At 68.2% G+C, this 24,339-nt stretch carries 23 protein-coding genes; 14 read left to right on the top strand and 9 right to left on the bottom strand.

Translation table 11 applies throughout. The features are described 5' to 3' along the window. Positions 1 to 304 precede the first annotated feature (304 nt). On the top strand, positions 305 to 1,354 hold the full coding sequence (ygfZ, locus tag MKP05_RS07070; protein WP_240567662.1) for a CAF17-like 4Fe-4S cluster assembly/insertion protein YgfZ: 1,050 nt from the start codon (positions 305 to 307) through the stop codon (positions 1,352 to 1,354). Positions 1,355 to 1,520: 166 nt separating this feature from the next. Here the strand turns inward: ygfZ and MKP05_RS07075 are convergent, their stop codons facing one another. Both MKP05_RS07075 and MKP05_RS07080 read right to left on the bottom strand, forming a co-directional pair. Beyond that, positions 1,521 to 2,300: a TatD family hydrolase gene (locus tag MKP05_RS07075; protein WP_240567663.1), complete on the bottom strand. Its 780-nt coding sequence runs from the start codon at positions 2,298 to 2,300 to the stop codon at positions 1,521 to 1,523. 218 nt (positions 2,301 to 2,518) lie between these two features. Beyond that, positions 2,519 to 4,108, bottom strand: coding sequence for a peptide chain release factor 3 (locus MKP05_RS07080; RefSeq protein WP_240567664.1), 1,590 nt, complete (start codon positions 4,106 to 4,108; stop codon positions 2,519 to 2,521). Between the two features lie 469 nt (positions 4,109 to 4,577). On the opposite strand from MKP05_RS07080, the gene MKP05_RS07085 reads away from it, so the two are divergent. Next, complete coding sequence (locus MKP05_RS07085; RefSeq protein ID WP_240567665.1) at positions 4,578 to 5,849, top strand: ATP-binding protein; 1,272 nt, start codon at positions 4,578 to 4,580, stop codon at positions 5,847 to 5,849. A 39-nt stretch (positions 5,850 to 5,888) separates the two neighbouring features. Then, positions 5,889 to 6,428: a response regulator transcription factor gene (locus tag MKP05_RS07090; protein ID WP_240567666.1), complete on the top strand. Its 540-nt coding sequence runs from the start codon at positions 5,889 to 5,891 to the stop codon at positions 6,426 to 6,428. 49 nt (positions 6,429 to 6,477) lie between these two features. Here MKP05_RS07090 and MKP05_RS07095 read toward each other — a convergent pair whose 3' ends face one another. Together MKP05_RS07095 and hybE are read right to left on the bottom strand one after the other, a co-directional pair. After that, the gene (locus MKP05_RS07095; RefSeq protein ID WP_110284888.1) at positions 6,478 to 7,251 is read right to left on the bottom strand and encodes a 3-hydroxybutyrate dehydrogenase; all 774 of its coding nucleotides are present in this window, start codon (positions 7,249 to 7,251) and stop codon (positions 6,478 to 6,480) included. 82 nt (positions 7,252 to 7,333) lie between these two features. Continuing rightward, complete coding sequence (gene hybE / locus MKP05_RS07100) at positions 7,334 to 7,756, bottom strand: [NiFe]-hydrogenase assembly chaperone HybE (protein WP_240567667.1); 423 nt, start codon at positions 7,754 to 7,756, stop codon at positions 7,334 to 7,336. 116 nt (positions 7,757 to 7,872) lie between these two features. Between hybE and MKP05_RS07105 the strand changes: the two genes are divergently transcribed. The 3 genes from MKP05_RS07105 (at position 7,873) to MKP05_RS07115 (ending at position 10,091) form a co-directional block, all read left to right on the top strand. After that, entirely contained in the window at positions 7,873 to 8,694 is an 822-nt protein-coding gene (locus tag MKP05_RS07105) for an inositol monophosphatase family protein (protein WP_240567668.1), read from the top strand. 160 nt (positions 8,695 to 8,854) lie between these two features. Then, on the top strand, positions 8,855 to 9,124 hold the full coding sequence (locus tag MKP05_RS07110) for a GrxA family glutaredoxin (RefSeq protein ID WP_110284891.1): 270 nt from the start codon (positions 8,855 to 8,857) through the stop codon (positions 9,122 to 9,124). A gap of 199 nt (positions 9,125 to 9,323) precedes the next feature. Next, positions 9,324 to 10,091 (top strand): VOC family protein, encoded by a 768-nt coding sequence (locus MKP05_RS07115; RefSeq protein WP_240567669.1) that lies wholly within the window; start codon positions 9,324 to 9,326, stop codon positions 10,089 to 10,091. A gap of 194 nt (positions 10,092 to 10,285) precedes the next feature. Here the strand turns inward: MKP05_RS07115 and MKP05_RS07120 are convergent, their stop codons facing one another. Together MKP05_RS07120 and MKP05_RS07125 are read right to left on the bottom strand one after the other, a co-directional pair. Continuing rightward, positions 10,286 to 10,948 carry a CoA transferase subunit B gene (locus MKP05_RS07120; protein WP_240567670.1) on the bottom strand — a complete coding sequence of 221 codons (663 nt, stop codon included), beginning with the start codon at positions 10,946 to 10,948 and terminating at the stop codon, positions 10,286 to 10,288. A 69-nt stretch (positions 10,949 to 11,017) separates the two neighbouring features. Continuing rightward, complete coding sequence (locus tag MKP05_RS07125; RefSeq protein WP_240567671.1) at positions 11,018 to 11,719, bottom strand: CoA transferase subunit A; 702 nt, start codon at positions 11,717 to 11,719, stop codon at positions 11,018 to 11,020. Positions 11,720 to 11,869: 150 nt separating this feature from the next. Here MKP05_RS07125 and MKP05_RS07130 point away from each other — a divergent pair, with 150 nt between their 5' ends. The 7 genes from MKP05_RS07130 (at position 11,870) to MKP05_RS07160 (ending at position 19,194) form a co-directional block, all read left to right on the top strand. After that, complete coding sequence (locus tag MKP05_RS07130; RefSeq protein ID WP_240567672.1) at positions 11,870 to 12,769, top strand: LysR family transcriptional regulator; 900 nt, start codon at positions 11,870 to 11,872, stop codon at positions 12,767 to 12,769. A gap of 47 nt (positions 12,770 to 12,816) precedes the next feature. After that, positions 12,817 to 14,769, top strand: coding sequence for an acetoacetate--CoA ligase (locus tag MKP05_RS07135; protein ID WP_240567673.1), 1,953 nt, complete (start codon positions 12,817 to 12,819; stop codon positions 14,767 to 14,769). Positions 14,770 to 14,994: 225 nt separating this feature from the next. Further along, on the top strand, positions 14,995 to 15,861 hold the full coding sequence (gene yihG / locus MKP05_RS07140) for a 1-acylglycerol-3-phosphate O-acyltransferase, YihG family (protein WP_240567674.1): 867 nt from the start codon (positions 14,995 to 14,997) through the stop codon (positions 15,859 to 15,861). Further along, positions 15,813 to 16,754: a LysM peptidoglycan-binding domain-containing protein gene (locus MKP05_RS07145; RefSeq protein ID WP_240567676.1), complete on the top strand. Its 942-nt coding sequence runs from the start codon at positions 15,813 to 15,815 to the stop codon at positions 16,752 to 16,754. Before yihG ends, MKP05_RS07145 begins: the two co-directional genes overlap by 49 nt. A gap of 112 nt (positions 16,755 to 16,866) precedes the next feature. Further along, positions 16,867 to 18,027, top strand: a complete 1,161-nt coding sequence (locus MKP05_RS07150) for a glycosyltransferase family 4 protein (protein ID WP_240567677.1) — start codon at positions 16,867 to 16,869, stop codon at positions 18,025 to 18,027. Then, positions 17,999 to 18,541 carry a phosphatase PAP2 family protein gene (locus tag MKP05_RS07155; RefSeq protein ID WP_110284900.1) on the top strand — a complete coding sequence of 181 codons (543 nt, stop codon included), beginning with the start codon at positions 17,999 to 18,001 and terminating at the stop codon, positions 18,539 to 18,541. Before MKP05_RS07150 ends, MKP05_RS07155 begins: the two co-directional genes overlap by 29 nt. 38 nt (positions 18,542 to 18,579) lie before the next feature. Beyond that, on the top strand, positions 18,580 to 19,194 hold the full coding sequence (locus MKP05_RS07160; protein WP_110284901.1) for an alpha-ketoglutarate-dependent dioxygenase AlkB family protein: 615 nt from the start codon (positions 18,580 to 18,582) through the stop codon (positions 19,192 to 19,194). On the opposite strand, the gene MKP05_RS07165 is transcribed toward MKP05_RS07160, so the two are convergent. From MKP05_RS07165 to MKP05_RS07175, 3 genes are all read right to left on the bottom strand, one after another. Beyond that, positions 19,156 to 20,496: an O-antigen ligase family protein gene (locus MKP05_RS07165; protein WP_240567679.1), complete on the bottom strand. Its 1,341-nt coding sequence runs from the start codon at positions 20,494 to 20,496 to the stop codon at positions 19,156 to 19,158. The two genes, MKP05_RS07160 and MKP05_RS07165, sit on opposite strands and share 39 nt — an antisense overlap. Before the next feature lie 232 nt (positions 20,497 to 20,728). Next, positions 20,729 to 21,838, bottom strand: a complete 1,110-nt coding sequence (gcvT, locus tag MKP05_RS07170; RefSeq protein WP_240567680.1) for a glycine cleavage system aminomethyltransferase GcvT — start codon at positions 21,836 to 21,838, stop codon at positions 20,729 to 20,731. Between the two features lie 82 nt (positions 21,839 to 21,920). Beyond that, positions 21,921 to 23,327, bottom strand: a complete 1,407-nt coding sequence (locus MKP05_RS07175; protein WP_240567681.1) for an alanine/glycine:cation symporter family protein — start codon at positions 23,325 to 23,327, stop codon at positions 21,921 to 21,923. A 554-nt stretch (positions 23,328 to 23,881) separates the two neighbouring features. On the opposite strand from MKP05_RS07175, the gene gcvH reads away from it, so the two are divergent. Continuing rightward, complete coding sequence (gcvH, locus tag MKP05_RS07180; protein WP_240567682.1) at positions 23,882 to 24,274, top strand: glycine cleavage system protein GcvH; 393 nt, start codon at positions 23,882 to 23,884, stop codon at positions 24,272 to 24,274. Positions 24,275 to 24,339 lie beyond the last annotated feature (65 nt).

A 24,339-nucleotide genomic window follows, 5' to 3' on the forward strand; every position in this document is an offset into this window, starting at 1 on the left:
ATAAGCTGTCGTGAATGCATGAGAACAGACCCCGAGTCTAGCATGGCCACGGCGTTCCGGCAGCGGTTGCAATGACGCCACAGCGCCCGCATTACACTACCGGGAGCCTGTCGGATTTGACCGATCGTCGCGAGAGACACGGATTTCGAGACAAGTTTATCGATCTGATGAAGCGAATAGCGGGCTATTTAACGAAGCAGATCGAATGAAATTGGCCGAAAGCCCGGGTGTCGCAGTAGATCAGCGTTAAGTCCGACAGGCTCTTAGACATCGACCGAGCGAGACCGACGACAGGAGCTCCGGAATGAACGAGTGGATCGCCACCCTGGGTGGCCGGCAGGAGGCCGAGGACCGGGTCGAGTTCGATCCGGCATCGCAGGAGTCGCCGGCGCCGGCTCGGCAGGCGCTGGAAGCCACGGTGATGACGCCCCTGGCCCATCTCGGCGTACTGGACGTGACGGGTCACGATGCCGAGAAATTCCTGCAGGGCCAGACCAGCGCCCAGGTGACCCTGGCCGACGGCGAGTTCGCGCCCCTCACCTGCTTCTGTACCCCCAAGGGGCGCATGCTGGCCAATGCCCAGCTGTGGCGGGTAGCGCCGGAACGCTACCGGCTGATGATGCATCGCAGCCTGGTGGGCCCGCTGACCGATCACCTGAAGAAGTTCGCCGCCTTCTACAAGGTGGAGCTCGAGGCGCGTGACGACCTGGTGCTGCTCGGGCTGATCGGCCGCGAGGCGTCGGCCCTCGCCGAGGTGCGCTTCGATGTCATCCCGCCGAAACCCTGGCACCAGGCCGGCAACGGCGAGATCCAGGTGCTGGCCCACCCAGGGCCGCGGCCCCGGTTGCTGGCCTGCCTGCCCGCCGAGAAGGCCACTGAGGCCTGGCAGCGCCTGGCCGAGCATGCCACGCCGGTGGGCAATGCGGTATGGCGGCTGCACGACATCCAGGCCGGCCTGGCCTGGCTCGACGCCAGCCAGCGCGACGCCTACCTGCCCCAGATGATCAACTGGGAGGCACTCGGCGGCATCAGCTTCAAGAAGGGCTGCTACACGGGGCAGGAGGTGGTAGCCCGGGCCCATTTCCGCGGCCAGGTGAAGAAGCGTCTGGTGCGCGCCCAGCTCGACGGTAGTTTGCTGCCCGAACTCGGCAGCACCATTCACGACGCCGAGGACAAGTCGTTCGGCGAGGTGCTGGCCGCCGAGCTGGACGCCTACGGCGAGGCCGAGGTGCTGGCGGTGATGAGCACGAAGGAGCCGACCCCGCCGCTGCGCGTCGCCGGCCAGAAGCTCAAGCTGCTGAAGCTGCCCTACCCGCTGGAGCGGCTTGACCCGGAGGCCCTGGCGGCGAAGTAAGGCACCATGGTGGACTGGGCTCTGTAGGAGCCCGGCTCTGCCGAGCGATTGGCGCCGCAGGCGCCCGGGCGGGTTTCGCTGACGGTTCGGATGACCGCCTGGCGACGCTTCGCGCCGCAATCGCCCAGCGGACCTGAGCTCCTACATGGCGGGTGCGCCCATGGTCTCAGCCGCTATCCAACCCGAACAGCGCTCTGGCCGTGGCGGTGCTGTCCGCCGCCACCCCCTCTTCGCTCTGCCCGCGCAATTCCGCCACCAGCCGGCACACCTCGGCCACCCGCGACGGCTCGTTGCGCTCGCCCCGGTGGCCGGCGAGCGGCATGTCGGGACTGTCGGTCTCCAGCACATAGCCATCATTCGGCAGCGAGGCCACGGCGCGGCGCAGCCGCTGGGCACGCTCATGAGTGACCGCGCCGCCCAGCCCCACCTTGAAGCCGAGGTCGAGGAACTTGCGCGCCTGTTCCGGTGAGCCGGCGAAGGCGTGGATCAGCCCGCCCGCGGGCAGGTCGAGCTGGCGCAGCCGCTTGGCGACCTGGTCGTTGGCCCGCACGCAGTGGACCACCACGGGCAACCGGCGCGCCTTGGCCAGGCGCAGTTGGGCATCGAAGAGCCGCCACTGGGCGTCGAGGGTCTCCACGAAGCGGGCATCGATGCCGCACTCGCCCACGGCGACCACTTCGGGATATTGGTCGAGAGCCTGCGCCAACGCCTCGATAGCCCCCTCGGCGTGCTCATTCATGAAACAGGGATGCAGCCCCAGGCAGATATCGACGTCATCGCGGCTGCCCAGCGCCAGCACGTCCGCCCAGCGGGTACGAGTGGTGGCCGGCACCACGAAACGACGCACGCCCCCCGCCCTGGCCCGCTCCAACACCGCCTCGCGGTCGGCATCGAAGTCGGGGAAGTCCAGGTGGCAGTGGGCGTCGATCAGGTCGAGATCGCTCACGGTATACCTCGGCATCAGGCCAGACAGCCTTCGAGTAAGGCCGGCTGACCTTGCCACGTGCAACGCTCACACGCTGTGAACCCCTCCCTGGGCGCTCCATTCTTCATCCCTGAAGAATGAGGTTCGCTTGTGCACGTGCCAAGCGCCGGCCAGCATATGCTGCAGTCGACCCGAAACAGGGCCAAGCACATGAATGTCACTCGGCGCTGCCGAAGGCCTTAATGCTCCCTGGTCGGCTGGAAACGGATCTCCGGCCAGCGCTCCTGGGTCATCTGCAGGTTGACCCGGGTCGGGGCGATATAGGTCAGGTAGCCACCGCCATCCATCGCCAAATGGGTACTCGCCTTGCGCTTGAACTCGTCGAGCTTCTTGGCGTCGTCGCTGTAGATCCAGCGGGCGGTATTGACGTTCACCCCCTCGTAGACACAGTCGACCTTGTATTCTTCCTTGAGGCGATGGGCCACCACGTCGAACTGCAGGGTCCCCACGGCGCCGAGGATCAGATCATTGTTGTCCAGCGGCATGAACACCTGGGTCGCCCCCTCCTCGGAGAGCTGCTGCAGGCCCTTCTGCAGCGCCTTCATCTTCAGCGGATCCTTGAGCCGCACGCGCTTGAACAGCTCCGGCGCGAAGTGCGGGATGCCGGTGAAGCGCATGTCCTCGCCCTGGGTGAAGGTGTCGCCGATCTGGATGGTGCCATGGTTGTGCAGGCCGATGATGTCGCCGGGCCAGGCCTCCTCCACCTGGGAGCGGTCCGAGGCCATGAAGGTCAACGCATCCGCAATCTTGACGTCCTTGCCGATGCGCACATGGCGCATCTTCATGTTCTTCTCGTACTTCCCCGAGCAGACGCGCAGGAAGGCGATACGGTCGCGGTGGTTCGGGTCCATGTTGGCCTGGATCTTGAACACGAAGCCGGTGAAGCGACCATCCTCGGCCTCGACGGTGCGGGTATCGGTCTCGCGGGGCTGGGGCGGCGGGGCATACTCGACGAAGCCATCGAGCATCTCGCGCACGCCGAAGTTGCCCATGGCCGTGCCGAAGTAGACCGGGGTCAGCTCGCCGCGCAGGTAGGCCGCGTGGTCGAAGGTGTGGGAGGCCCCGCGCACCAGTTCCACCTCCATGCGCAGCTCCTCGGCCAGGTCCTCGCCGAGCACCGCGTCCACCTCGGGGTTGTCGAGCCCCTCGATGCGCCTGTCCTCGGGAATGCGACTCCCCTGCCCCTGGGTGTAGAGGTGGATGACGTCGTTGTAGAGGTGGTAGACGCCCTTGAAGCCGCGCCCCATGCCGATCGGCCAGGTCATCGGCGCGCACTGGATGTCGAGCACCGTCTCGACCTCGTCCATCACCTCGATGGGGTCGCGGATGTCGCGGTCCATCTTGTTGACGAAGGTGAGGATCGGCGTGGTGCGCAGGCGACACACCTCCATCAGCTTGATGGTCCGCGCCTCGACGCCCTTGGCCCCGTCGATCACCATCAGCGCCGAGTCCACTGCGGTCAGGGTGCGGTAGGTATCCTCGGAGAAGTCCTCGTGGCCGGGGGTGTCGAGCAGGTTGACGACGCGCCCGCCATAGGGGAACTGCATCACCGAGGTGGTCACCGAGATGCCACGCTCCTGCTCCATCTTCATCCAGTCGGAGGTCGCGTGGCGCTCGGCGCGCTTGCTCTTCACCGAGCCGGCCAGCTGGATGGCGTTTCCGAACAGCAGCATCTTCTCGGTGATGGTGGTCTTGCCCGCGTCGGGGTGCGAGATGATCGCGAAGGTGCGTCGAAGCCCGACTTCACGGGCCAGGGTGGGGTTTGACATCAATGCCGCCTGATCAGAACTCGAATGTGATCTTGAGGATTCGAAGGGAAGGGCCCCAGTGTCGGGAGCCGAGATACCCATGATAACGCGTCGGGCCCGCGGCCTGCACCCTGCCGCGGTACGCGTCCAGGGCTATCGCAGTAGCAGCATTGCTCGGGGCTGATCCGCCGGCAGGCCTGCGAGGAGGCGCTGTAAACCCCTCCCTGGGCGCTACCGACGCCCTGCTTCGCTCTCGCGTCCCGCTTCGCTTGCAGGACCGGTGCTGGCCATCCATGGCCAGCCCGTTCGGAGCAGTGCTCCTCACCCCTGGCGTAGGACCTCCTCTTCGGCCTGCCCCCGGCGCCACTCGCTACATAGCCCTGTGCACGCGACCGGCCGGGCGGGCGTACTCTGGCGGCCGCGCTCGGGAGCGTGTCGGCCCCCGGGCGTGATCGGTTATCATCGTCGGGCAATGAACCGTGGAGAGACCATGCCCGCCGCCCTGCCCCTGCCGCTGTCCACCCCCAGCCGCAACCTGGTACGCCTGACCTTCGTGCGAGGGATCACCTGGACCGGCTTCCTCGCTGCCATCCTCATCGGCATCGAGCTGCTCGGCTTCCAGCTCGAGGTGCCGGCGGTGATCGCGGTGATCACCTGCATGGCGCTGATCAACGTGGCGACCTGGTGGCGCCTGGGCCGTCCCCGGGCCGTCACCCACAACGAATACCTGGTCCACCTGCTGGCCGACGTGGCCGGCCTGACCCTGCTGTTCTACTTTACCGGCGGCTCCACCAACCCCTTCATCACCTATTACCTGGTGCCGGTGACCATCGCCGCGGCCACCCTGCCCTGGCGTCATGCCTGGGCGATCGCCGGAACGGCCATGGGGGCCTATACGTTCCTGATGGCCTTCTACCAGCCGGTGCCCCAGCTCGGCCAGGGGCATGCCACCGGCCCCTTGAACCTCCACGTGCTGGGCATGTGGCTCAACTTCGGCCTCTCGGCGGGACTGGTGACCTTCTTCATCTACAAGATGGCCCATGCCCTGCGCAGCCGGGACCAGGCACTGTCGCATACCCGGGAGTCGGCGCTGCGCAACGAGCAGGTGCTGGCCGTGGCGACCCAGGCCGCGGGCACCGCCCACGAGCTCGGCACGCCGCTCTCCACCATGGCGGTACTGCTCAGCGAGATGCGTGAGGAGGCACGCGGCAACCCGCCGCTGGAGAAGGACCTGGAGCTGCTGCGCCAGCAGGTCGACATCTGCAAGTCGCGGCTGCGTCACCTGGTGGCCAGCGCCGACCGGCGGCGCCTGGCCGAACCGCAGATTCTCGACGCCGAACGGTGGCTCGCCGAGGTGATACAGCGCTGGCTGGTGCTGCGCCCCGACGTCGGCTATCGGCTCGAGGTCGCCGAGCACCGCGGCCGCCCCTGGCTTGCCGTGGACCCCACCCTGGACCAGGCGCTGACCAACCTGCTCAACAACGCCGCCGATGCCAATCCCGACGATATCGCCATCCGCCTGGACTGGAGCGCCGACGACGTGATCATCGACATCCGCGACCACGGGCCCGGGGTAGCCTTGTCGATCGCCGACCAGCTCGGCGAGACCTTCGTCTCCACCAAGAGCAAGGGCATGGGCATCGGCCTGTTCCTGACCCACGCCACCATCAACCGCTTCGGCGGCGGCGTCAGCCTGTACAATCATCCCGAAGGCGGGACCCTCACCGAGGTGACCCTGCCGCAAAGAGCACCCACGGAGTGAGCCGCCACCCGCGCTCGACGACTCCCCTGCGAGGCCCCCATGCAAGAGACCGCACAACGCCTGCTGATCATCGATGACGACGAGATGTTCTGCCATGTGCTGGACCGTGCCATGACCCGCCGCGGCTACGAGGTCGCGGTGGCCCACGACGCCGAGCAGGCCCTGTCGCTGGCTCGGCGACTCGCGCCGGAACTGGCCACCCTGGACCTGAAGCTCGAGCACGAGTCGGGGCTCAAGCTGCTGCCCGAGCTGCTCGAGGTGGTACCGGGCTGCCGCGTGGTGGTGCTGACCGGCTACTCGAGCATCGCCACCGCGGTGGAAGCGATCAAGCTCGGCGCGGTGAACTACCTGTGCAAGCCGGCCGACGCCGACGAGGTGATCGCCGCCCTGTTCAAGCAGGAGGGCGACCCGGATGCCGAGGTGGCGGAGCATCCGCCGTCGATCCACCGCATCACCTGGGAGCACATTCAGAAGGTGCTCCAGGAGCACGACGGCAACATCTCCGCCACCGCCCGCGCCCTGGGCATGCACCGCCGCACCCTGCAGCGCAAGCTGCAGAAGCGGCCGGTGCGGCGCTAACCCTTGCCCCCCGAGATCGACTGGTGGCCGAAACCGCGGCTTTTCCGGGTCATTGCGCCGTCCAGCCCAGGTCGATGTTGTAGCTTGAGCCGGTGACGGCGCCGGCGGCGTCCGAGGCGAGATAGGCCACCAGTTCGGCCACCTCGGCCGGGGCGATCAAGCGCTTCACGGCGGCGTTCTTGAGCATGACCTTCTCGATCACCTCCTGTTCGTCCATGCCGTGCAGTTTCGCCTGGTCGGCGATCTGGTTGTCCACCAGCGGGGTCTTCACGTAGGCCGGGCAGACGGCGTTGGCGGTGATGCCCTGGGAGCCCCCCTCCAGCGCCGCGGTCTTGGTCAGGCCGATCATGCCGTGCTTGGCGCTGATGTAGGCCGACTTGCCGGGCGAGGCCACCTGGGCATGCACCGAGGCGATGTTGATGATGCGCCCCCAGCCGTGCTCGCGCATGGAGGGCCATACCGCCTGGCTGAGCAGGAAGGGCGCCGTCAGCATCAGGTCGAGGATCTGGCGCCACTTCGCCTCGGGGAACTCCTCGATGGGCGACACATGCTGGATACCGGCGTTGTTGACCAGGATATCGACGCGGCCGAAGCGCTTGATCGCCTCGGCGACGGCAGCCTTGCAGGCCTCGCCGTCGGTCAGGTCGGCCTGGAAGAAGGCCGCTCCGGCCTTCTCAGCGACCTCCTTGCCGGCCGGGTTGAAGTCCACGGCCAGCACCTGGTGGCCCTGCTCGCAGAAGTGACGCACCACGGCCTCGCCGATGCCGCTGCTGGTCCCGGTGACCAGGGCGACGCGGGGAGTGAAAGTCGCAGACGATGTCATGCATGGCTCCTTGCTGTGTTCGGATCATCTCGGAGAGGGGGACCGATCATCAGCATAAGGCGCGCGCCCGCCCGGCGCCAGCTCAGCCGCCGGGCGCCGCCGGCGCCATGACCCGCTCCATCAGTTGCTGGGCCAGTCGGCTGGCCTCCTGCCTCGAGGCGACATCGGAGAGGTCGTCGAGGAGCTCACAGCGCCATAGCCAGAGGGTCTCGTCGAGACTCTCGGCGCGAAAGCCGTAGGTGCCCGAGGGCAGCGAGACGCGACGGGTGCCCTGCTCTGGCGGCGGCGGAGGCGACTCCTCGTCCGGCAACAGCACCAGCGACAGCGACAGTGGCGTGATCAGGGCCCCCAGCAAGTACTCGCCCTGGCACCGGAAGCAGAGGGCGTCGGCCGTCAGCCTGGGGTTAAAGCGAGCATCGTGCTTGGCCGCCTTGAGATGGCAGCGGGTCCAGGTGCCGGCCAGCTCACGCAGCCGGGCATACTGTTCGGGACTCAGGGCCTGCATCGTCTCCTCCTTCGCGACCTCCAGTATACCGACCGGGGCGAGGTTCGGCAGTGCCGCATCGACCTGCTAGCATGAACAGGCCCAATCACCCGCGACATCCCCATGAGGAAGTGCCCATGACGCCCGCCGAGCGCCTGAAGATCGCCGTCGACATCGCCCGGGAGGCGGGCCGATTGATCGTCGACGCCCGCAGCCGCCAGACCTTCGGCCACCGCTACAAGCAGGGCCACGAACTGGTCACCGACGTCGACGTGGCGGTCGACACCCGGATCAGCGAGCGCCTCCAGCAGCACTTCGCCGGCGAAGCGCGACTGAGCGAGGAGCTGGCCCCGGACCGCAGCAACCTGAACCGGCCCGAGCCACTCTGGGTGGTCGACCCCATCGACGGTACCGTCAATTTCGCCCACGGGCTTCGCCATGTGGCCGTCTCCATCGCCTGGGTGCACGAGGGCCGCGTCCGGGTCGGGGTGGTCCACGCCCCCTTCCTCGACGAGACCTTCACCGCCATCGCCGGCCAGGGCGCCTGGTGCAATGACGCGCCGATCCAGGCCAGCAAGACCGGCAACCTGCAACGCTGCCTGGTGGGCACCGGCTTCCCCTACCGCCGCGACAGCCGCCCGCCGCTGATGCGACGCCTCGCCGCGGTGCTCGACCACTGCCAGGACGTGCGCCGCAACGGCTCGGCAGCGCTGGACCTGTGCGACGTGGCCTGCGGCCGGCTCGATGCCTACTACGAGAGCGTCTCGCCCTGGGACTTCGCCGCCGGCTGGCTCATCGCCCGCGAGGCCGGCGCCCGCGCCGGACACCTCTACCCCTGCCCCGAGGGTATCCCCGAGGACCTCTACGGCGAGAACCTGCTGGTGACGAGCCCGGGCATCCACCGAGAGCTCGGCGAGCTGCTGCGTCGCGCCGACAGTGGCGAGCTGGACATCCCCTGACGCCAGGGGCCGCCCGCCGATAGTCCCCCGCAATCGGTGGCCTAGCCCCGCCCTATTGGCCAGGATAGCCGCCATCGGTCACAATGGCGGCCCGATTTGTCTTTCCTTCTTCCCCCTTGACCCCTAGCCCGTGCTCGTGACGAGCACCAGGAGATCGCTCATGTTCGTCGTCATCTTCGGTCGCCCCGGCTGCCCCTTTTGCGTGCGCGCCGTACAGCTCGCCGAAAGGCTCGAGGCCGCCAAGGCCATCGACGGCTTTCGTTACGTCGACATCCACCAGGAAGGCATCACCAAGGCCGACATGGAGAAGACCATCGGCAAGCCGGTCCACACCGTGCCGCAGATCTTCGTCGACCAGACCCATGTCGGCGGCTTCACCGAGTTCGACCGCTATGTGCGCGACCACAGCCTGATGCCCGTCGTCGGCTGACCCGACAGCCGGAACCCGCCTCGCGACGCCGCCACCCCGCCGGGTGGCGGCGTTCTACCTTTTTCCGCCGCGTGGTAACGCGCGCCGGGCCGGAAACGTCTTTCCCTCGTTGAATGGTCCACGCGGCCCTCTGCCTATACTTTCGCCTGACACGGCCAGTTCGGGGCCGGAGGGCATCACGGACAGAGGGACATGCAAGATGCAGCGGGAAGAATTCGTTCAGCAACTGTGGCTGGACTATGTTCATCAGCACCCGGACATCGGCGGGCTGCGACTCTGGCCGATGGAAGCGCCGGCGGAGTACCTCGCGATCCTCACCCTGAATCACGGCCCCTACGGCATCGATGCCCTGCTGCCGACCCTGGCCCACTTCGGCTACCGCCGCCAGCACCGTCATGCCATGGCCGACCGCGGCCTGCTGGTGTCGCTGCTCGCCCCGCCGGGCGACGCCGCCTGGCTGGTCCTGGCCGAGTTGCAGCTGGGCACCTTGTCACGCGGCCCTCGCCAGTGTCTCGAGGCGCTGATCGCCCAGGCACCACCGGAGGACCGCCGCGGCCAGAACCTGCTCTGTCGCGGTCGCCCCTGGCCGATGCCCGACTGGCCGACCTACCAGGCCCTGCGCCGGGCCCACCCGCTCGCCGGCTGGCTCGCGGTGATGGGGCCACGCATGCACCATGCCGGCTTCGACTGCCAGCGTCTGGGCCATGACCTCATCGACCTCGACCTGCAGATGCGCCAGGTGGGGCTGACCGGCAACCCCGATCGCCACCACGGCATCTTTCCCATCTCGCCGCTGCTCGACTATCGCTTCTATCCCACCGCGTCGCAGCGCCTGGCCTTCGCCGAGGGCGACGAACACCGCATCGAGCTGGGCGGCGTGGCGCTGGTACAGAAGCAGGTCAGCGCCAACCAGGAGCGCGCCGCCGAGCTGCTGCTACCGCACCATACCCGCTGCGAGATGTCCTGAGCCGGCCGCCACATTCATCCACAGAATCTGTGGATAACGCTGTGCAAGAGCCCGGAGAAAGCCCCGACAGGCGCCATGCCGGCCGCCTCGACCACGGAATGGTCAGTTTTTCGACAGCCGTCGACGCCGGCCCCGGAACGCCCACGGCCCGGACGTCGGGCGTCCGGGCCGTGGGGTGATGCCATGCAGGCGGATCAGGCCTCGAAGGTCATCTCCGGCACGTGATCGGGGACGATCAGCTTGCCGGCGGTCTTCTCGACGATCTCCTCGACCGAGACGCCGGGAGCGCGCTCCTTGAGGATGAAGGCGCCATCCTTGATCTCCAGGTAGGCCAGGTCGGTCAGCACCCGGTTGATGCAGCCGGCGCCGGTCAGCGGCAGGCTGCATTTCTCGAGCAGCTTGGACTCGCCATGCTTGGAAGCATGCGTCATGGTGCAGATGATGTTCTCGGCACCGGCCACCAGGTCCATGGCGCCGCCCATGCCCTTGATCAGCTTGCCGGGGATCATCCAGGAGGCGATGTTGCCGTTCTGGTCGACCTCGAAGGCGCCCAGTACGGTGAGGTCCACATGACCGCCGCGGATCATCGCGAAGGACTCGGCCGATGAGAAGATCGCCGCGCCCGGGCGGGCGGTGACGGTCTCCTTGCCGGCGTTGATCATGTCCGGGTCGACTTCGGCTTCGGTGGGATAACGCCCCATGCCGAGCAGGCCGTTCTCGGACTGCAGCATGACGTCGATCCCCTCGGGGATGTAGTTGGCCACCAGGGTCGGGATGCCGATGCCCAGGTTGACGTAGAAGCCGTCTTCGAGTTCGCGCGCCACGCGCTGTGCCATCTGTTCGCGAGTGAGTGCCATCTTGTTGCCTCTTGTGTTCGGTGGAGAAGCGCCGGCCCCGGGGCCGGCCGTCGGCGGCGCAGGCCGTGCTCAGCCTTCGCGCACGGTGCGCTTCTCGATGCGCTTCTCGAAGGTGCCCTGGATGATGCGGTCGACATAGATGCCCGGGGTGTGGATCTGGTCGGGCCTGAGTTCACCGGGCTCGACGATCTCCTCGACCTCGACCACGGTGATCTTCCCGGCGGTGGCGGCCATCGGGTTGAAGTTCTGGGCGGTGTCGCGATAGATGACGTTGCCGTAGCGATCGGCCTTCCAGCCCTTGACGATGGCAAAGTCGCCGACGACCGACTCCTCGAGGATGTAGTGGCGCCCGTCGAACTCGCGCACCTCCTTGCCCTCGCCGATCGGCGTGCCATAGCCGGTCGCGGTGTAGAAGGCGGGAATCCCGGCGCCGCCGGCACGCATCTTCTCGGCCAGGGTGCCCTGGGGGGTGAGCACCACCTCGATCTCGCCCTCCAGCATCTGGCGTTCGAACAGGGCGTTCTCGCCGACGTAGGAGGCGTAGATCCGGCTGATCTGGCGATCCTCCAGCAGCAGGCCGAGGCCGAAGCCATCCACCCCGCAGTTGTTGGAGTAGACCGTGAGGTCCTTGACGGCGCGACGCTTGATCTCGGCGATCAGGTTCTCGGGAATCCCGCAGAGCCCGAAGCCGCCGGCGATCACGGTCATGCCGCTCTCGATGCCGTCCATTGCCTCTTCATAGGAGTACACACGCTTGTCGAATCCGGCCATAGTGGCGCCTCGTGTTGTTGTGGGATGGATGAATGTCGCGGGTTGCCGTGATGTCCTGGCCCAGTGTTGTTCGCGGCGATATATTTGTTAAGTTTGTTTTTCTTATCGATTAATAAAACAATGACATAAATTGAACCTTGGTAGCTTGCCATGACCGTCAAGCAGCTTCGCGCCTTTCTCGCCGTGGCCCAGACCCTGAGCTTTACCCAGGCCTGCGAGCACCTGCACCTCTCGCAACCGGCGCTGAGCCTGGCGGTCAAGGGGCTCGAGGAGAGCCTCGGCGGCCGCCTGCTGATCCGCACCACGCGCAGCGTGCGCCTGACGCCGGAGGGCGAGTCCCTGGTGCCACTGGCCAAGCGCCTGCTGGCCGACTGGGACAACGCCGAAGAGGTGATGCGCCAGCACTTCACCCTGCAACTGGGACGGGTGGCGCTGGCTGCCATGCCCTCCTTCGCCTGCAACCAACTGCCAACGGCGCTGATGGCCTTCCGCCGCCGCCACCCGCGCATCAAGGTGACGGTGCATGACGTGATCAACGAGCAGGTGATCGACATGGTGCGCCATCAGCGCGTCGAGCTGGGTATCGCCTTCGAGCCCGACGCCAGCGACGGACTGGCGTTCACGCCGCTGTTCGAGGACCGTTTCGTGGCAGTGGTACCGGCGGATTCACCGCTGGCCGAAGCGACGACGGTGTGCTGGGCCGAGCTGTTGCGCCATGAGTTCATCACCCTGCAACGCCCCTCCATGGTGCGCCTGCTGCTCGAGCACGAACTGGCGGTCCAGGGGATCGAGCTGCCGGTCGCCTTCGAGAGCCATCAGCTGGTGACCGTAGGGCGCATGGTGGCCAGTGGCCTGGGGGTCAGTGCCGTCCCCGCACTTTGCCGCCAACAGATGCACGAACTGGGCGGGCATTGCCTGGCACTCACCGACCCGGTGATCGCCCGGCCGGTGGGCGTGCTGAGCCCCGCGGGCCGGGAACTGTCGGTGGCCGCCCAGGCACTGCAGGAGATCCTGGCGGCCACCCTGTCCTCGGCCGACACGTGCCGGTAGCTGCTACGTTTCTACTCAGGAGAGTATAGCAACACAGCGAGGCAACCATGGCCACTCCGCTCTGGCGACCGGATCCCCTGCGCCGCGAGTCCAGCCGGCTGGCCGCCCTGATGCACGAACTGGCAGCCGATACCGGCCTCCCCTTCACCGACTATGCCGACCTGCATGCCTGGAGCCTGAACCACCCGGAGACCTTCTGGTCGCGGGTCTGGACGCTGGGAGCGATCGGTGAACCGGGACAGCGGGTGCTGGAGAACCCCACGGCGATGCCCGGGGCGCGCTGGTTCCCCGAGGCGCGCCTCAACTTTGCCGCCAACCTGCTGCGCCGCCGCGACGACACCCCGGCGCTGATCGCCTGCGACGAGCGGGGACGGCGCCAGGAACTCAGCCACGCCGAGCTCCATGACCAAGTGGCCCGCCTGGCCCGGGCCCTGCGTGACAGCGGCGTGGAAGCCGGCGACCGAGTGGCGGGTCTGGTGCCCAACAGCGAGCATGCGGTGATCGCCATGCTGGCTGCCGCCAGCCTCGGCGCCGTCTGGTCCTCCTGCTCGCCGGACTTCGGTGTCCAGGGAGTGCTCGACCGCTTCGGCCAGATCGAACCCAAGGTGCTGGTCGGCTGCGACGGCTATCACTGGAACGGCAAGGCGATCGCCCTCCACGACCGCCTGAAGGCACTCGCTGCCCAACTGCCGAAACTCGAGCGGCTGGTGCTCTTCCCCTTCCTCGATCCCGAGGCCGCCCCCGAGACCCATGGCATCGACGTGGCCATGGCCTGGGACGACTACCTCGCGGCGACTGGCGAGCCGCTCGAGTTCGTCGCACTGCCTTTCGATCATCCGCTCTACATCCTCTACTCCTCCGGCACTACCGGCAGGCCCAAGTGCATCGTCCACGGCGCCGGCGGCACCCTGCTGCAACACCTCAAGGAGCACCGCCTGCATTGCGACCTGGGCGAGGGGGACGTGCTCTTCTACTACACCACCTGCGGCTGGATGATGTGGAACTGGCTGGTCTCGGGGCTCGCCTCGGGCGCCACCCTGGTGCTCTACGACGGCTCCCCCTTCGCCCCCGACCCGGCCGCACTGTGGCGACTCGCCGAACGCGAGGGCGTGACCTGCTTCGGCACCAGCGCCCGCTACCTGACCGCCTGCGCCAAGGACGGGCTGCGCCCGGGGCGCGACCACGACCTCTCGGCCCTGAGGACGCTGCTCTCCACCGGCTCGGCGCTGCCCCACGAGGCCTTCGACTACGTCTACCGGGCGATCAAGGAGGACCTGCTGCTGGCCTCCATCTCCGGAGGCACCGATATCGTCTCCTGCTTCGCCCTGGGCTGCCCGATTCGTCCCGTCTACCGCGGCCAGCTGCAGTGCCGCGGCCTGGGCATGGCGGTGGCGGTCTACGACGCGACCGGCAAGCCTTGTGCCGTGGGCGAGAAGGGCGAACTGGTCTGCACCCAACCCTTTCCCTCCATGCCACTGGGCTTCTGGAACGACCCGGACGGCAAGCGCTACCACGCCGCCTACTTCGACCGTTTCCCCGGGGTCTGGGCCCATGGCGACTATGCCGAGCTAACCGCGGAGGACGGCCTGATCATCCACGGTCGCGCCGATACCGTGCTCAACCCCGGCGGCGTGCGCATCGGCACCGCCGAGATCTACCGCCAGGTGGACAAGGTGGACGAGGTGCTGGAGTCGCTCTGCATCGGCCAGCAGTGGCAGGACGACGTGCGCGTGGTGCTCTTCGTCCGCCTGCGCGACGGCCTGACCCTGGACGATGCGTTGCGCCAGCGCATCCGCGACACCATCCGCATCCACGCCTCACCGCGCCACGTCCCGGCCAGGATCCTCCAGGTGGATGACCTGCCATGCACCCGCTCCGGCAAGCTGGTGGAGCTGGCGGTCCGAGACGTCGTCCATGGCCGGCCGGTGGCCAACCTCGAGGCGCTGGCCAATCCCGAGGCCCTGGCCCAGTTCGAGGACCTGCCGGAACTGCGCGAGTAGCTGGCCCGCCTTGCCTCCCGGTCGCCCCCGACCGCCGAACCCTGGCAGGGCAATCGCCGTTGGACATGACGGGGACAGGTCGGCACCGAGCGTCAAACTAACTGCGATGGCCCTGGCCCGACCACCAGGTGGCTGGGCAGCCCGGGCGCCATGCAGTAGGATTAGCCGGCTCGGCACCCCGGGGTGTCGGCGGATTCACCTAGCCGGTGCACTTAAGGAGAGCGCATGCCGTTCCTCAAGGGCCTCGTCAGTAGCCTGCTGCTGGTCCTCACCACCCTCTTCTGGGGTATCCCGCTCGTCGCGCTGACCCTGGTCAAGCTGGTCACTCCCGGGCGCCGCCTGCGCCGCCTGGTGCTGAAGGGCCTCAACGAGGTGGCGCTGCGCTGGGTGGGTTCCAACCTCTGGTGGATGCGCCGCTGGCTCAAGCCCACCCTCGACATCCAGCTCCCCGAGGGGCTCTCCCACGACCAGTGGTGGCTGGTGCTCTCCAACCATCGCAGCTGGACCGACATCTTCCTGCTGTTCTTCGCTCTGCATCGCCACCTCCCCATGCCCCACTTCTTCGTCAAGCGCCAGCTGATCTGGATCCCCATCGTCGGCCTGGCCTTCTGGGCCATGGAATTTCCCATGCTGCGCCGCCTGAGCCGCGAGCAGCGCGAGCGGCATCCGGATCTGGCCCGGCGCGACCGGGAAGCCACCGAACGCATGTGTCGCCATGCCCGCGAGCGCCCCATCGCCATCTACAACTTCGTCGAGGGCACCCGCTTCACCCCTGCCAAGCATGCCGCCCAGGACTCCCCCTACCGCCACCTGCTGCGGCCCCGGGCTGGCGGCATCGCCCAGGTGCTCGGCCTGCTCGGCGACCGCCTCGGTGGTATCCTCGACGTCACCCTGCACTACGCCAACCCGCGCCCCACCTTCTGGGGCTACCTCTGCGGAGAGGAGGGGCCGGTGACCCTGACCGCCCGGCGCCTGGAGGTGCCCGCCTGGATGGTGAAGGGCGACTACCACGACGACCCGAACTACAAGGAACGCTTCCACTCATGGCTGAACGCCCTGTGGCTGGACAAGGACGCCTCGCTCTCGCGCTGATCCTGATCGTGCTGTTGCTGGCCGGCTGCGCCGGTCGCGGCGGCGAGGTGCAGCGCGGCAGCGACCCCGGCACGTCCGGACACTGGATCACGGTGCAGCGCGGCGACACCCTGGGCGCTATCGCCCGGCGTGGCGGCGTGCCGCTCGAGCGGCTGCAGCGCTTCAACCCCGGGGTCGACGCCCGTCGCCTGGCCGTCGGCCAGCGGCTGCTGATGCCGACCCATCAGGAGCGTGCCCCCTCCGGCGGCCCCTATCGCTATCAGGTTCGCCCCGGCGACACCTACACCGGCATCGCCCGGCGCTTCGGTACCCGGGCCTCGCGCCTCCAGGCCGCCAACCCCGGGGTGGAACCCACCGCCCTGCGAATCGGCCAGATCATCCAGGTACCGCTCTCCGGGAATGCTCCCAGCGCCCCCGCCCCCACCGCGACCAGTGACGGCGGCGGGGGCTCGAACCGCAGCAGCGCTGGCAGCCCGCCTGCCCGGGCCAGCCTCCCGGACCCCGGCGAGCTGCCCGCCTCGGCCCGCAACTGGCCCTGGCCGCTGGACGACTACCGCGTCGTGCGCCGCTTCGGCGCCGACAGCCGCGGCACCCTGCAGCCGATGCTGCTGGCCACCGGCCGCGGCGCCAGGGCCGTGTCGGTGGCCGACGGCGAGGTGCGCTTCGCCAACAGCATGCGCCAGCTCGGCCAGGTGGTGATCGTCCATCATGCCGACAACCTGCAGAGCGTCTATGCGCTGTGCGAAAAGCCGTTGGTGGGCAACGGTGACCGTGTCAGCCGGGGCAATGAGGTGTGCGAGGTGGGCTACAGCAACGCCACCGAGCGCTTCGACCTGCTCTTCGACCTGCGTCACGGCGGCAAGCCCATCGACCCACGCCGGATACTCCGTTGAGCCGGCCGGCGTCACCGTCTCTTCACCCCGGTGTCGTCGTCCTGTCATCTCCGGCGGCCATCCTCGGTTCCTGACAGGGCCCCTTCGGGCCCGCGACAGGACGAGGAGAGTCATGCGCATCTGCCTGGTCAGCGAGACCTGGTCCCCCGACATCAACGGGGTCGCCCACACCCTGGGGCAGCTCGGTCGTGAGTTGCATCGCCACGACCACGCCCTCCAGCTGATCCGCCCCCGGCCGGTCGCCGCCGACGCCCCCCGCGCCGAGGGCATGGAAGCCGAGCTGCGGGTGCGGGCCGTCCCCCTGCCGGGCTACCGCGAGGTCCGCTTCGGCCTGCCCGCCACCCGGGCCATCGTGCGGCTGTGGCACCAGCAGCGCCCCGACGTCGTCTACCTGGCGACCCAAGGGCCGCTCGGCTGGTCGGCCCAGCGTGCGGCCCGGCTGCTGTCGATCCCGGTGGTCGGCGGCTGGCACACCAACTTCGACCACTACTGCCGCGACTATGGCCTGCCCTGGCTGGCACCGCTGGTCACCCGGCGGCTGCGCACCTTCCACAATCGCTGTGCCGCCACCCTGGTGCCGACCCGGCGGCAGGCCGGCGCGCTCGCCGCCCGGGGCTTCGAGAACCTGAGGGTGATGGGCCGGGGCATCGACGGCGAGCGCTTCTCGCCTGTCCACCGCGATCCCGGGCTGCGACGGCACTGGGGCGGCGACGAGCACCGGCCGGTGGCGCTGCATGTGGGCCGCCTGGCGCCGGAGAAGAACCTCGACCTGCTGCGCGAGACCTTCCTCGCCATGCGCGATGCGCGGCCCGACCTGACCCTGGTCGTGGTCGGCGACGGCCCCGGCCGGGCGACGCTGCAGAGGGCCTTGCCCGACGCCCACTTCACCGGCTTCATCGACCGCGACGCCCTGGTCCGCCACTACGCCAGCGCCGACCTCTTCGTCTTCCCCTCGATCTCCGAGACCTGGGGCAATGTGGTGCTGGAGGCCATGGCCAGCGGCCTGGGGGTGGTGGCCTTCCGCCACGCCGCCGGCGCCGAGCTGATCGACGACGACATCAACGGCGTGAGCCTGCCGGTGGGCGACGAAGCCGGCTTCCGCGAGGCCGCGGTCCGTCTCTGCCAGCAACCCGCCCGCTACGCCCGGCTGGGACGCGCCGCCCGCCGGAGGGCCCTGCAGTTCGGCTGGTCATCGATCGCCGATGACTTCCTCGACGCCCTGACCCATGCCCGGGAGGCGACCCATGAAACCGCGCGCCCCTGCCGTGTTTGAACGGCTCGACCTGCTCGAATGGCAGCTCTGCCAACGCCTGGCCCGCCTCAGCCTGCACCGCCCCTGGCTGGCCATCCTGCGCCTGGCCAGCCGTCTCGGTGACTGGCCGGCGTGGGTGGCGCTGATCCTGGTCCAGCCGCTGCTCCATGGCCCGCGGGGCGGCTGGCTGATGGCCCAGTACGCCGCCACCGCCCTGCTCGCCATCGTCGTCTACCGGTTGATCAAGACCCGCTTCTGCCGTGAGCGCCCCTTCATCACCTTCAAGCACGCCATCGCCTGCACCGAACCGGCCCGGGATCGCTACAGCTTTCCCAGCGGCCACACCATGCATGCGGTGATGTTCTGCACTTTCACGGCCGCCCATGCCCCCTGGCTGCTGCCCGTGATCGTGCCGCTGACGCTGCTGATCGCCCTCTCCCGTGTCGGCCTCGGCCTGCACTACCTCAGCGACGTCGCGGCCGGGGCGATGATCGGTTACGGCTTCGCCCTGGCGAGCCTGTCGCTCGCGACCTGAGGCTGGCGGCCGGCCGGGGCCCGTGGCATGCTGGTGGCATGAGCGACTGCCACCCTGTCGGCGGCGAGACGCTGCTCGATGCGCCCCTGCTCATGCGCTTCGATGCCCTGCTCGGCGAGCCCGACGCCGGCCGGGCACTGGAGCGGCTCGACCGCGAACTCGCCTGGCAACGGCCTCGGTTGCGGCTCTACGGCCGCGAGCACCCGATTCCCCGTCGCCAGGTGTGGATGGGCTCCCCGGACGCCCACTACCGCTATTCGGGGCGGGACTTCACCCCCGCCCCCTGGCACCCCGAGGTCGCCAGGATTCGCGAGGCGGTGATCGCCCGCCTGGCCCTGGCCGGCCTCGACGTCGACTTCAACAGCGTGCTGCTCAACCGCTACCAGGGCGGTGGGGAGCGCATGGGCTGGCACAGCGACGACGAGCCCGAACTGGGCCCCGAGCCGCTGATCGCCGCGGTGAGCCTGGGCGCCGCTCGCCCCCTGCGCTTTCGCTGGAAGCAACGGGAACATGAAGGGTTCAACGCCTGGCTTCCCCACGACAGTCTGCTGCTGATGGGCCCCGGCGTGCAGCGACGGCTGCAGCATGCGCTGTTGCCGCGCCGGATTCCCGGGCTACGGATCAGCCTCACCTTTCGCCGCATCGCCCCCTGAGCGTCGGCCCTGGCCCGTCACCGGCACCTGGCGGTAGAGGCCCCAGAGGATCGCCAGCAGCAGGCCGTAGACCAGCCCACCCGCCGGATAGGCCAGGAAGCTGTAGGTGAGCCCGAAGCCGAGGAAGGCCACCGGCAGCAGGATGCCCGCCATCGCCAGGGCCCGGCGCTCACGCGCAGCGCTGCGGATACCGCCGAGGAACAGCCAGAGGGGCACCAGGTAGAGGGCAAGCAGGGTGAGCAACCCCGGCAGCCCGCGCTTCGCCCAGGCGTCGAGCAGGTCGTTGTGGGCGTGCCAGAAACGCCCCAGGGCCGGATGCTGCAGCCCCGCCGCCCCGCGGTCGCGCATCGCCTGCCGATACCCGCGCGCCCCCCAGCCGACCAGCGGACGCTCGGCGATCAGCCGCATCGCCCCCTGCCACATCTCGACCCTGGCGCTCACCGAGGTCATCTCCGGGTCCCCGGCCAGGTACTCCTCCAGGCTAGCGACGGCATTATCGACGCGCCGCTCCACGCCTGTCTGCGGGGTGACATAGAGCCCTGCCACCAGCAGCACCAGCAGCCCGAACCCGGCCAGCCGCCAGCGCGGCGCCAGCCGCGGGCCATAGCCGCGATAGAGTACCCAGAGCGCCAACGGCAGCCCGACCCAACCGCCCCGGGAGCCGGACAGCGCCGAGGTCATCAGCCCGGCGAGCCCCCCCACGGCAAGCAGCAGCATCCAGCGGCGGCGCTGCTCCCGACCGAAGGCCCAGCACAACCCGGCCAGGCAGATCAGGCCGGCGAGCAGGCCCAGGTTGCCGAACAGGATGGCATGCAGCGGCTCGTGGCCATTGACTCGCGAGGCGTTCTCGACGAGCCGTTGCCACACCGCCCAGCCCCCGGTCGCCAGGCTGCCGGCAGCGACGCCGCCCCACAGCCAGGCCGAGGATACCCGGAGCCGTGACAGCGCCACCAGGGCCAACAGGGCCAGCCATACCGGCGCGGCTTCCTTCAGCCCGCGGAGTCCCTCGTCGTGCCAGGGCCCGGCGATCACCCAGCTCAGCCCGTAGCACAACAGCACCGCCATGACCCAGCGATCCTGGCGCCGGGGAAAAGGCAGCGGCGGCCGCTCACCCGAGAGCAAGGCGGCCAGCCCCAGCAGCAACGGCACGATGGCCAACGCCCACCAGGGCAGGACAAGAAACCCGAGCCCGAAAAACGCCAATGCCATGCCCGCGAGGCGGGCATGGCATTGGTCTTGTCGATCATGCGCCAACCGGGCGAGCCGTCCCGGCACCGTTCGATGCTGTCCGTCGTCGATCATGGCCTCTGTTCGTCCGCTGAATCGGTTGCCGTTCCGGGCCGCCCATGCCCGGTCGCCATCCTGGCAACCCCCCGGGTGCCCGCCGAGTCTCTTCTGACCAGCATAGACGGCCAAGGGTGCCCCGACACAGCGGAGGGGACACCCGGGAGCCCGCAAGCCTCACTCCACGGCCACCTCCGGGAGGTGGCCGTTGTCTTCAGCCTGCGCCAAGAAAGATAACGGTATAAAACCGTCAGCCCCGGTAGTATCCCGGCGCGACGAAGGGCATCTTGCTGACCGTCATCGGCAACCGCTTGCCGCGCACCTCGGCGTAGACGGTGGTCCCCGGGTCGGCGGCCTCGACGGCAACGTAGCCCATGGCCACCGGCCGGCCCACGCTGGGGCCGAAGCCGCCGGAGGTCACCACGCCGAGATGGTGGCCCTCGCCGTCATACAGCTCGGCGCCCTCGCGCACCGGCGCGCGCCCCTCGCCCAGCAGGCCCACGCGCTTGCGGCGATGGTCCTTGACCTCGACCTGGTGCAGGACCAGGTCGGCCCCGGGGAAGCCGCCGGCACGCTCGCCACCGCGACGGCGCGGCTTGCCGATGGCCCAGATCAGTCCCGCCTCCACCGGCGTGGTGGTGGTGTCGATGTCATGCCCATAGAGGCACAGGCCGGCTTCCAGGCGCAGGGAGTCGCGAGCGCCCAGGCCGATGGCCTCGACCTCCTCCTCGGCCAGCAGCCGACGGGCCAGGGCCTCGGCGCCATCACTGGCCACCGAGATCTCGAAACCGTCCTCGCCGGTATAACCGCTGCGGCTGACCCACACCGGGATGCCGTCGATCTCGAAGCGGCCATGCTGCATGAAGACCAGGTCACAGGCCTCCGGACAGAGCCGCTGCATCACCGCGGCGGCCCTGGGACCTTGCAGTGCCAGCAGCCCGCGGTCGACCGCCTCGATCCGGTGATCGGTCAGGCCACGACGCAGGTGAGCGATGTCCTGGTCCTTGCAGGCGGCATTGACCACCAGGTAGAGGTGATCGCCGGCGTTGACCACCATCAGGTCGTCGAGGATCCCGCCCTCCTCGCTGGTGAACAGCGCATAGCGCTGCATGCCCTCGGCCAGGCCGACGACATCCGCCGGTACCAGGGTCTCCAGCGCCTCGGCGGGCGACGGACCACGCAGCAGGACCTGGCCCATGTGGGAGACATCGAACAGGCCACAGGCGGCACGGGTATGCTCGTGCTCCTTCTTGACACCGAGCGGATACTGTACCGGCATCTCGAAACCGGCGAAGGGAACCAGCTTCGCGCCCAGTTCCAGGTGCAGGTCATACAGCGGCGTTCGCTTGAGTTCGCTCATGTGGTTTCCTCATGGGTCATGGAATCGTGGCTCGCAACGACGGGAGGTGCCCCGCAGGGCACCTCCCGGTCACGGGCACCGATCACGGCTTGTCGTGGTCCAGCTCCTCGCCCGGCAGGACCTCCTTGCCGTCGAAGTAGTCACGGGTGAGCTTGAACACCACCGGCGACAGCAGCGCCAGGGCGATCAGATTGGGAATCGCCATCATGGCGTTGAAGGTGTCGGCCATCAGCCAGATGAAGCCCAGCTGAGCCATGGCGCCCAGCGGAATGGCCAGTACGAACAGCACCCGGTAGAGCATGATGGAGCGGGTACCGAACAGGAACTGGAAGCACTTCTCGCCATAGAAGGACCAGCCGAGGATGGTGGTGAAGGCGAAGACCGCCAGGGCCAGCGACACGATCTGGTTGCCGTAGCCCGGCAACGCTGCATCGAAGGAGAGCGCCGTCAACGAGGCGCCCGCCTCGCCCCCGATCCACACCGTGGAGGTCAGGATGACCAGGGCGGTGATGGTGCAGACGACGATGGTATCGATGAAGGTGCCGAGCATGGCGATCAGCCCCTGGCGCACCGGGTTCTTGGTCTTGGCCGCGGCATGGGCGATGGGCGCACTGCCCAGGCCGGCCTCGTTGGAGAAGATGCCGCGCGCCACGCCGAAGCGGATCGCCGCCATCACCGCCGCCCCGGCGAAGCCACCGGCCGCCGCCATGGGGTTGAAAGCATAGAAGAAGATCAGCCGGAAGGCCTCGCCGATCTGGCCGGCATTGACGATCAGCACCAGCAGCCCGGCCAGCACGTAGAGAATGCCCATGATCGGCACCAGCTTGCCCGCCACCTTGGCGATACGCTTGATGCCACCGAGGATCACCGCACCGGCCAGCACCATGATGACGACGCCGGTCAGCCAGTGGGGGATGGCGAAGGTCGAGTCGAGGGCATCGGCCACCGAGTTGGACTGCACGGTATTGCCGATGCCGAAGGCCGCCACGGCGCCGAAGAAGGCGAAGGCACCTCCCAGCCAGAGCCATTTCCGGCCCAGGCCGTTCTTGATGTAGAACATCGGTCCGCCGACGTGGTAGCCGGTGCTGTCGGTCTCGCGGTAACGCACGGCCAGCACCGCCTCGGCGAACTTGGTGGCCATGCCCACCAGGGCGGTGACCCACATCCAGAACACCGCCCCCGGCCCCCCCAGGGCAATGGCCGTGGCCACACCGGCGATATTGCCGGTACCGATGGTGGCGGAAAGCGCCGTCATCAGGGCGTTGAAGGGCGAGATTTCCCCCTCTTCTTCCTTGGTCTTCTTTTCGCCCGGCGCCAGTTTGCGATCACGCCCCTGCCACATCAGGCGAAAGCCCATGCCGAGCTTGCGGATCGGCATGAGCTTCAGGCCGATCTGCAGGTAGAGGCCCACCCCGAGCAACAGGATGAGCATCAAGGGGCCCCAGACCACGCTATTGATGGCACCGAAGATACTGTTCAAGGTTTCCACGAGCGTCTCCCTTATCACTTGTTGTCATGGCCTGCCTTGCCGTGCTGCAGACCAACGCGAACAGTCGATCGTCATGCCATCAACGCCCCTGGGCGAATGATCGACACAACGAACCCGCGTACAATAGCGGATCACCCCATCCTGACACCAGCAATACGGAACGATAGCGCAGACACCTGCCGGCATGCCCCGATGGCGGTTCCGGCACTCGCGAAGAAACTTGTTTCCTATTGGAAATACTCACTCTACCGCGCCGCTCCCACAACCCGCCACCCTCTCATGCCCGGCGTGGTGCCGAGACCATCAGGCACCACCGTGCGGCTCCAACAAGGGTAGTGAGGTGCGCCAGCATCTGTCGACCTGGCGTGCCGCTTCCGGCCTCCGGAGCCTGGGACCGGGTGTCGCTGGACGTCGCGCGCACGGCAAGCCACCCTGAGGGACGGCATCGCCACGCGGGCGTCGTCTCTGGCAATGCCAAGGGCGGACTCGCCAAATGCCTTCGATGGCGTTAGCATTCGCGAATCCGGTAAACCTTTTTCGTATAGGAAAATGTGATGAGCTCAATTCCCGCCAACCTGCGTTACGCCGAAAGCCATGAATGGGTGCTGGACAACGGCGACGGCACCGTGACCATCGGCATCACCGACCATGCCCAGGAGGCACTGGGCGACGTGGTCTTCGTCGAGCTGCCCGAGGTGGGGCGCTCTCTCGAACACAACGAGGAGTTCGGCGTCATCGAGTCGGTCAAGGCCGCCTCCGACCTCTATGCCCCGGTGGCCGGCGAGATCGTCGAGGTCAACGAGGCGCTGGAGGACGCCCCGGAGAGCGTCAACGAGTCGCCCTATGAGGATGGCTGGATCATGAAGGTGCGCATCACCGATGCCGCCGCCCTCGATGCCCTGCTCGACGCCGACGGCTACCAGGCCGTGGCCGACGCCGACGACTGATCCCGCTATCGCCGACCTCCGCCCCCCGGCCACCCCGGCCGGGGACGCTTTTCGCCGACCGCCGC

It is taken from the genome of Halomonas flagellata, from assembly GCF_022487945.1.
In the GTDB taxonomy this organism is placed as follows: Bacteria; Pseudomonadota; Gammaproteobacteria; order Pseudomonadales; family Halomonadaceae; genus Halomonas; species Halomonas flagellata.